The organism is Pseudomonas sp. IT-232MI5 (assembly GCF_949767845.1).
In the GTDB taxonomy this organism is placed as follows: domain Bacteria; phylum Pseudomonadota; class Gammaproteobacteria; order Pseudomonadales; family Pseudomonadaceae; genus Aquipseudomonas.
Map to the genome: position 1 here is coordinate 357388 of NZ_CATKQE010000058.1, position 8186 is coordinate 365573.

Consider the following 8186-nt stretch of genomic DNA (forward strand, 5'->3'; position numbering starts at 1 on the left):
TCCTGGAAGCCCCGGTTTACAAGGCGTTGAGCGTTAGCGTGGCGGTCGCCCCTGTGAGTAGCGAGGCGCTTTGTTGAATCGGTGTTGACTGAGCAACAGTTGCTGGAGCAACACTGCTCAGCGCATGGATGAAGTTATAAAGACTGTTTGTTATTCCGTAAAAGAACGTTAATCGATATTTATAGATCGTTCGGAGATATATGCCGGCCCGTGTCGATTTCCTGATAGCCACTATTGAGAGCGTTGATTTCTGCGCGGGCGTGCCGGGGCGTAGCCTTTGTCCATCGACTCCCCATTGCTCGCCAGGACGCTCCCATGAATCGTTTACTGACCGTTTCGCTGTTGCTCGCTGTCTCTGTACTCGCCGGTTGTGCCGGACACGTTTCGCCGGAGCTGCGTCCTTACACCGATGAAGAATCCCGCGAATTGGCGATGGAAGCGCTCAATCGCAGCGGCCTGTCCTTCGACGAATACCACGCGAAAAAAGCGCAATTACTCGGTCAGACCCAGTTCGACAAAAAAGCTGAAATGAGTGCCGAACGTGCCGTACAGCTGCACGGTCGCCCAAGCTGAAAGCAAACTGTACTGCTCGAAGTTTTACCCAACTGTCCGTGGGCTTGCCGGGCGGTGTGGGATAGGGTCAACACCTGAATGACCCTGATGGATTGCCTGCCATGACCCTCTCGCTTGACCTGCTGTTGGGCTTCGCCCTGTTTGCCCTTGTCACCTCGATTACGCCGGGGCCGAACAACACCATGTTGCTGGCATCGGGGGTGAATTTCGGCTTTAACCGCACCATCCCGCATATGCTCGGAATTACCTGTGGCTTCTTCGTTCTGGTAGTCGCGGTGGGCTTTGGCCTCGGCGCGGTGTTTCAGAACTATCCGATTCTCTATACGGTTCTGCGCTATGTCGGCGCGGCGTATCTGTTGTATCTGGCGTGGAAAATCGCCCACTCGGGGCCGGTCGGTGACAGCGCCGAAGGCGAAGCGAAGCCGATCAGCTACCTTGGCGCCGCCGCGTTTCAGTGGGTCAATCCCAAGGCGTGGATCATGGCCATCGGCGCCATCAGCACCTACACGCCGATGCAGGGCTATTTCACCAATGTGGTGGTGATTGCTGCGGTATTCGCCATCATTAACCTGCCGAGCGTCGGCGTCTGGGCAGCTTGCGGTACGTTGTTGCGCAATGTGCTGAAGGATCCGCGCTGGTTGCGCGTGTTCAACTGGGGCATGGCGGCACTGTTGGTGATTTCGCTGTACCCGTTACTTCTCGAAAGCTTTAGCTGACGCATCGCTTCAACCGCAGGCCGGATGCCTGTTAAGCTCGACTTCAGGAGCGTTCCTACGCACTTTGAATGAAGTTGTTCTTCTTTAACGGCATCCGATCAGGTATTGATGACGCTCTCGAACCGACGCGCAGCTCACAAGGCTGCGCCGTACCGTTTGCAGACACGAGCCTCCTGATCCCGGAACACGCTCTGCGAGTCTTTTATGAACACACGTCCGTTGTATTTCGATTACGCCGCCACCACCCCGGTGGACGAGCGGGTCATCCAGGTGATGATCGAGTGTCTGGGGTTTCACGGTAACTTTGGCAACCCGGCTTCCAGCTCCCACGCGTTCGGCCAGCAGGCCCGACACACGGTCGAGCAGGCCCGCTGGCAGGTCGCCGAACTGGTCGGCGCCAATGCTGAGCAGATCGTCTGGACCTCCGGTGCCACCGAGTCCAACAACCTTGCCCTTAAAGGTGTGGCCCAGGCGCGCGGCGTGTCCGGCGGCCATATCATTACCAGCCAGATCGAACACAAAGCCATCCTCGATACCGCCCGCCAGTTGCAGGACGCCGGCATCGCCGTGACCTATCTGGTGCCGGACGCCGATGGCCTGATCACCCCGCAAGCGGTCAGCGAAGCCATGCGCGACGACACCTTTCTGGTGTCGCTGATGCTGGTCAACAACGAGTTGGGCACGGTCAACGATGTTCAAGCGATTGGCGCAGTCGTGCGTAGCCGTGAGGCGTTGTTCCACGTCGATGCGGCGCAAGGCGCCGGCAAAGTGGCCATCGATCTGGGGCAATGGCCGGTGGATCTGATGTCGTTTTCCGCACACAAACTTTACGGTCCCAAAGGCATCGGCGCGTTGTACGTCGGCCCGCGGGCACAGCAGCGGTTGCAGGCGCAGATTCACGGCGGCGGTCACGAAGGTGGTTTGCGCTCCGGAACCTTGGCGACGCACCAGATTGCCGGGATGGGCGCAGCGTTTGCCTTGGCCGCCGAGGCGTTCGATGCCGAGAAAAAAACCATCGTCGCACTGCGTGAACGCTTGCTCGAACAACTGCTGATTTTGCCGGGCGTACGCTTGAACGGCTGCGCCACTCAACGTATTCCGCACACCTTGAGCCTGACCTTCAGCGAAGGCGAATTCAACAACGCGGCGTTGAGTCATTCGATCGCGTTTTCCGCGACCTCGGCTTGCAACTCCGCCAGTAACACGCCATCTCACGTGCTGTTGGCGCTGGGGCATGACGCGCATCTGGCCGGACGCACCATTCGCTTGAGCCTCGGCCGGTTTACCACCGCCGAGGACATCGACAAGGCCGTCGAACTGATCAAGACCGCCTGCGCCAGTGCTCCGGCATTCTGGGCGACAGGGCTTTAAACGAGCCGATTTCACGGCGACGAACAATAACGATGAAGTGATTAGCAGGAGACATGATGAGTACCCAGACCTCGACCGAAGGATCGGTGCCCCAGCGCCTGGCGCACACCCGTGAACTGATGCGCCGCGAAGGCATTCATGCGCTGTTGGTGCCGTCCGCCGACCCGCATTTGTCGGAATATCTGCCGGGTTACTGGCAGGGTCGGCAGTGGTTGTCGGGCTTCCATGGTTCGGTCGGGACGTTGATTGTCACCGCTGATTTCGCCGGCGTCTGGGCCGACAGTCGTTACTGGGAGCAGGCGAGCAAAGAACTCAAGGGCAGCGGCATCGAACTGGTCAAGTTGCAACCGGGTCAACCGAGCCCGCTGGACTGGCTTGCCGAGCAGACACCGGAAGGTGGTGTGGTCGCGGTTGACGGTGCGGTGATGGCCGTGGCTTCTGCACGTACGCTGAGCAGCAAACTGGAAGCACGCGGCGCACGTCTGCGCACCGACATTGATCTGCTGCAAGAAGTCTGGCGCGATCGCCCGAGCCTGCCGAACGCACCGATCTATCAGCATCTGCCACCGCAAGCGACGGTCAGCCGTGGCGAGAAACTGGCCAAGCTACGCGAAACCCTGCAAGAGCGCGGCGCTGACTGGCATTTCATCGCCACCCTCGACGACATTGCCTGGTTGTTCAACTTGCGCGGCGGCGATGTGTCGTTCAACCCGGTGTTTGTTTCGTTTGCGTTGATCGGTCAGCAGCAGGCCACGTTGTTCGTAGCGTTAAGCAAGGTCGACGCAGATTTGCGCTCGGTGCTTGAGACGGACGGCGTGACGTTGCGTGATTACAGCGAAGTCGCTGATGCCCTGCGTGCCGTGCCGAGTGGCGCGAGTTTGTTGGTTGATCCGGCGCGCGTTACCAGCGGTTTGCTGGATAACCTCGACAGCACGGTGAAACTGGTCGAAGGCTTGAACCCGACCACGCTGGCCAAGTCGCAGAAAAGTGAAGCGGACGCTGCACATATCCGCAAAGCGATGGAGCAGGATGGCGCGGCGCTGTGCGAGTTTTTCGCCTGGCTGGAATCGGCCTGGGGGCGCGAGCGCATTACCGAATTGACCATCGACGAAAAACTCACCGCTGCCCGTGAGCGTCGTCCGGATTATGTCTCGCTGAGTTTCAACACCATTGCCGCGTTCAACGCCAATGGCGCCATGCCGCATTACCACGCCACCGAAGAAGAACACGCGGTAATCGAAGGCGACGGCTTGCTGCTGATCGACTCGGGTGGTCAATACCTGGGCGGCACCACGGACATCACGCGAATGGTGCCGGTTGGTACGCCGAGCGAAGAGCAGAAGCGCGATTGCACGCGCGTGTTGAAGGGCGTGATTGCCCTGTCGCGCGCGCAGTTCCCGAAAGGCATTCTCTCGCCGCTACTCGATGCTATTGCCCGTGCGCCGATCTGGGCCGAAAGCGTCGATTACGGTCACGGCACCGGTCATGGCGTTGGCTACTTCCTCAACGTCCATGAAGGTCCACAGGTGATCGCTTATCAGGCCGCGCCTGCACCGCAGACGGCCATGCAGCCGGGGATGATTACTTCGATCGAGCCAGGCACCTACCGTCCGGGTCGTTGGGGCGTGCGGATCGAGAACCTGGCGATGAACCGCGAGGCGGGCAGCAGCGAATTCGGAGAGTTCCTCAAGTTTGAAACCTTGACGCTGTGCCCGATCGACACGCGTTGCCTGCTGCCGGCTTTGCTGACTGAAGAAGAGAAACAGTGGTTCAACGCCTACCACGCGCAAGTGCGTGAGCGCTTGAGTCCATTGCTTGAGGGTGCGGCGCTGGAATGGCTGAACACCCGTACTGCGGCGATCTGATCGGCTGGGATTCAGGCGCTGTGTTCAGCGCCTGAATGATCGTTTAGCCTTGGCGCAAGGCTTCCGCAACGAAGTCCAGCCGATCCTGGCCGAAGAACAGTTGATCGCCGATAAACATGCTGGGTGCTCCGAAAACACCACGTTTAACAGCGGTTTCGGTGTTCTCCTTAAGCGCTGCTTTGACGGATTCATCGTTGCTCAGCGCCAGTACTTCCTGCGGATCGAAACTGTGTTCGCTCAGCACAGCAGCGACAGTCGCCGGTTCGTCGAGGCTGCGTCCTTCAACCCATAGCGCCGTGAACAGACAATCGATAAACGCCGGAAAGCGTGCTGGCTGACGCAACTGGATGCCGGTTACCGCACGCATCAACATCAGTGTGTTGATCGGGAAGTGCGGATTGAATTTCAGCGGCACCCCGTAGCGTTTTGCGTAGCGATCCAGATCCTCAAACATGTACCGACCCTTCGCCGGAATCATCGCCGGTGAAGCGTTGCCGGTTGCCTTGAAGACGCCACCGAGCAGCATCGGGATGTAGATCAGCTCGCTGTTCGTCTGCGCGCAAATCTTCGGCAGTTGCGTGTAGGCCAGGTAGGTGGCAGGGCTGCCGAGGTCGAAATAGAACTCCACGGTTTTCGTCATTTTCGCGTCTCTGTCGTTATTGTTATGGCGGGGGGGCTTACCAGCGTTCGTTCCAGGGGCGCAGATCCAGCTCGAACGTCCAGGCATCCCGTGGCTGACTGTGCAGATACCAGTAGTTCTCGGCGATGTGCTCGGGGTTGAGGATGCCGTCCTGATCTTTGGTGGCGTACTTCTCGGGGAAACTGTTGCGAATGAAATCGGTGTCGATCGCACCATCGACTACGACGTGGGCGACGTGGATGTTCATTGGTCCGAGTTCCCGCGCCATGCTTTGTGCCAGCGCGCGGATACCGTGTTTGGCTCCGGCGAAGGCGGCAAACCCGGATGCGCCGCGAAGTCCGGCGGTGGCACCGGTGAACAGGATAGTGCCGCGTTGGCGTGTGACCATGCGTTTGGCCACTTCACGGGCATTGAGGAACCCTGAGAAGCAGGCCATTTCCCAAATCTTGAAATACTTGCGTGCGGTTTCTTCAAGAATGCTGCACGGCACATTGGCGCCGATATTGAACACAAAAGCTTCGATCGGACCGAGGCGAGTCTCGATGTCTTCAATCAGAGCAATGACGTCTTCTTCTTTGCGCGCATCGCAGGCAAAACCGTGAGCTTCACCGCCTTCAGCCTTGATCGCGTCCACTAGCGGCTGCAATTTGTCGGCGCTGCGTCGGGTGACGCAGGCGATGAATCCCTCTTTGGCAAAACGCTTTGCAATCGCTCCGCCCGTGGCATCGCCAGCGCCGACAACCAATATGACCTTCTTGTTATTCATGGGTGATTGCCTTTATTAAACGATCGTTAAGTGAACGAACGTTATGCTAGGATCCAGACAACGTCAAGGCAGTCGATTCGAGGGCAAATACATGCGTTACTCCGCCAGTCACAAGTTGGAAACACGGGAAAAGCTGCTGCAGAGCAGCGCGCTGTCAGCAAAGCGTTCCGGTTTTTCCACGGTGGGCGTTGATGGTTTGATGAAGGCTATCGGATTGAGCGGTGCGGCGTTCTACAGCCATTTCTCATCGAAAGATGCGTTGTTCACTGCCATCGTCGAACGCGAGTTGGGTCAAAGCCTTGAACGATTGGGGGGGAAGGGCACGCGGGATCGTGAGCGACTGGAGCGCTGTCTCAAGCACTACCTGAGCATGGCTCACGTAGAGCAACCTGAGGCCGGTTGCGCGTTGCCGGCGTTGGGCGCAGAAATTGCCCGATCGGATGTTCTGATGCGCGAGCAGGCCGAGCTGTGGATTTGCCGGCTTCAGGAGCGTTGGGCACAGATTCTTGAGAGCGAGACCCTGGCGTGGTCGGTGCTGTCGCAATGCGTCGGGGCGTTGGTGGTGGCGCGTATGTTGGCCACGCCGGACGTTCAGCAAGCGGTGCTGAAGTCCAGCCATGAAGAAATTGGCCGGCAGATTGCCGGGCAGCGCTGATCTATTTACAGATGACAATCATGCTGCGGCTGGTGTAGCCCGCAGGATTGAGACCGAACGGGTAATCGCCGGGTTCTTCCACGGCGTCACCGGATTTTGCGATGACCTTGTAGCCCTTCGGCAAGCAGGCATTGGCGGCACTGGCGTAGCACTTGTCCCAGGAGGACGATAGCCCTGAGCAGTTGATGTGCAGCCCTTTTTTCCCGCGTTTTACCTGAGTTTCCGAAGTCGCCGCACAACCTGCAACTGCCAGTATGGCGATCAGTATCAAAATTCGTTTCATTACCGTCCTTATAACGGCCACGAGTCTAATGCTCGGGTTTGCCTGTGTTCGCGTGCGCTCTAAGCTTTTGAAATCCCTGTCCGAAAAAATCCATGTCTGGCATTGGGTTACAGGTCTAAACATGGCCTAAATGCGCGTCAATTGCCAGACCTTCGTCGAATCCTCTTTCAATCAGCCGCGATGGCGGGTTTCGCAGCACTCCCCATGGTCATGGTTGCGCCGACGGATGCCAGAATAATGCACAGGATCGCCATCCATTGTGACAGTGTGAGGAATTCGTGCAGGAACAACAGTCCTGAGAGGGCTCCGAAGGCCGGTTCGATACTCATCAATGTGCCGAAAGTGCGTGCCGGGAGGCGGGTGAGGGCGACCATCTCCAGTGTATAGGGCAGGGCGGTGGACAGAATGGCGACGCCGATGGCAATCGGGATCAACGAAGGGGTCAATAGGGCTGAACCAGCATGCACGATGCCGATAGGGGCCACGAACAGCGCTGCGATCATTACCCCCAGAGCTGCCGTCGTTACACCGTTATCGGCGCCGGCCTTCTGACCGAACAGAATGTATAGCGCCCAGCAGACACCGGCTCCCAGTGCATACCCGGCGCCCACCAGATCGATTCCGGCGCTGGTTGTGCCTGTTGGAATCAGCAGCATCAAGCCGGCGGCAGCCAGGGCAATCCAGAGAAAGTCGATGGCACGGCGGGAAGCAAGGATGGCTACGGCCAGTGGCCCGGTAAATTCGAGGGCGACGGCAATTCCCAACGGCACCGTTTGCAATGACATATAGAAGAGGAAGTTCATGCCGCCCAATGCCATGCCGTAGACGAGGACTGTACGCAGTGATTTGGCGGTCAGCCTCGCGCGCCATGGACGCAGTATTAACAGCATGATCACGCTGGCGAAGATCAGCCGCAGCGTGGTGGTTCCCTGGGCGCCAACGATAGGGAACATGCTTTTGGCCAAAGAAGCTCCTGACTGGATCGACGCCATGGCTATTAATAGCAGGCCAACCGGAAACAGCATTGAGGCAAGAGAGCGTGGCTGGTCATTCATTACGTGGCATCGTCCAAGGTGAGAGCAAGGCATTATTATTGGTGTTGGGCAATATACTGCGCATTCGATCGAGTTACGTCTATATAGAAGAGTCCTTTTTCCCCGGATCGATAGAAAAGCGCAATTAACGCTTGACGACAGATTTCAGATGTCTATAATTCGCCCCACTTCCGGCGCAGTCGAAACGGAAAACTCCTTGAGATTCAATGAGTTATGCAGGTTTCGGCAGTGAGTTGCTTCAGTTCATCGAAGCCGAAAGGAA

At 58.0% G+C, this 8186-nt stretch carries 9 protein-coding genes; 5 read left to right on the forward strand and 4 right to left on the reverse strand.

The genetic code is table 11. The features are described 5' to 3' along the window. Positions 1 to 315: 315 nt before the first annotated feature. From ACM6JQ_RS24935 to ACM6JQ_RS24950, 4 genes are all read left to right on the forward strand, one after another. Entirely contained in the window at positions 316 to 573 is a 258-nt protein-coding gene (locus tag ACM6JQ_RS24935; protein WP_007917547.1) for a hypothetical protein, read from the forward strand. Positions 574 to 674: 101 nt separating this feature from the next. Beyond that, on the forward strand, positions 675 to 1289 hold the full coding sequence (locus tag ACM6JQ_RS24940) for a LysE family translocator (protein WP_095113070.1): 615 nt from the start codon (positions 675 to 677) through the stop codon (positions 1287 to 1289). 204 nt (positions 1290 to 1493) lie between these two features. Continuing rightward, positions 1494 to 2660, forward strand: a complete 1167-nt coding sequence (locus ACM6JQ_RS24945) for an aminotransferase class V-fold PLP-dependent enzyme (protein WP_414894824.1) — start codon at positions 1494 to 1496, stop codon at positions 2658 to 2660. Between the two features lie 56 nt (positions 2661 to 2716). Further along, positions 2717 to 4525, forward strand: a complete 1809-nt coding sequence (locus ACM6JQ_RS24950) for an aminopeptidase P family protein (RefSeq protein ID WP_095113072.1) — start codon at positions 2717 to 2719, stop codon at positions 4523 to 4525. Positions 4526 to 4568: 43 nt separating this feature from the next. Here ACM6JQ_RS24950 and ACM6JQ_RS24955 read toward each other — a convergent pair whose 3' ends face one another. After that, the gene (locus ACM6JQ_RS24955) at positions 4569 to 5165 is read right to left on the reverse strand and encodes a 2-hydroxychromene-2-carboxylate isomerase (protein WP_414894825.1); all 597 of its coding nucleotides are present in this window, start codon (positions 5163 to 5165) and stop codon (positions 4569 to 4571) included. 37 nt (positions 5166 to 5202) lie between these two features. Further along, complete coding sequence (locus tag ACM6JQ_RS24960) at positions 5203 to 5931, reverse strand: SDR family oxidoreductase (RefSeq protein WP_414894826.1); 729 nt, start codon at positions 5929 to 5931, stop codon at positions 5203 to 5205. A gap of 91 nt (positions 5932 to 6022) precedes the next feature. On the opposite strand from ACM6JQ_RS24960, the gene ACM6JQ_RS24965 reads away from it, so the two are divergent. Continuing rightward, positions 6023 to 6586, forward strand: coding sequence for a TetR/AcrR family transcriptional regulator (locus ACM6JQ_RS24965; RefSeq protein WP_414894827.1), 564 nt, complete (start codon positions 6023 to 6025; stop codon positions 6584 to 6586). 1 nt (position 6587) lies between these two features. Here ACM6JQ_RS24965 and ACM6JQ_RS24970 read toward each other — a convergent pair whose 3' ends face one another. Then, the gene (locus tag ACM6JQ_RS24970; protein WP_007917561.1) at positions 6588 to 6869 is read right to left on the reverse strand and encodes a hypothetical protein; all 282 of its coding nucleotides are present in this window, start codon (positions 6867 to 6869) and stop codon (positions 6588 to 6590) included. Between the two features lie 167 nt (positions 6870 to 7036). Beyond that, positions 7037 to 7924 (reverse strand): threonine/homoserine exporter RhtA, encoded by an 888-nt coding sequence (rhtA, locus tag ACM6JQ_RS24975; RefSeq protein WP_042704914.1) that lies wholly within the window; start codon positions 7922 to 7924, stop codon positions 7037 to 7039. Positions 7925 to 8186 lie beyond the last annotated feature (262 nt).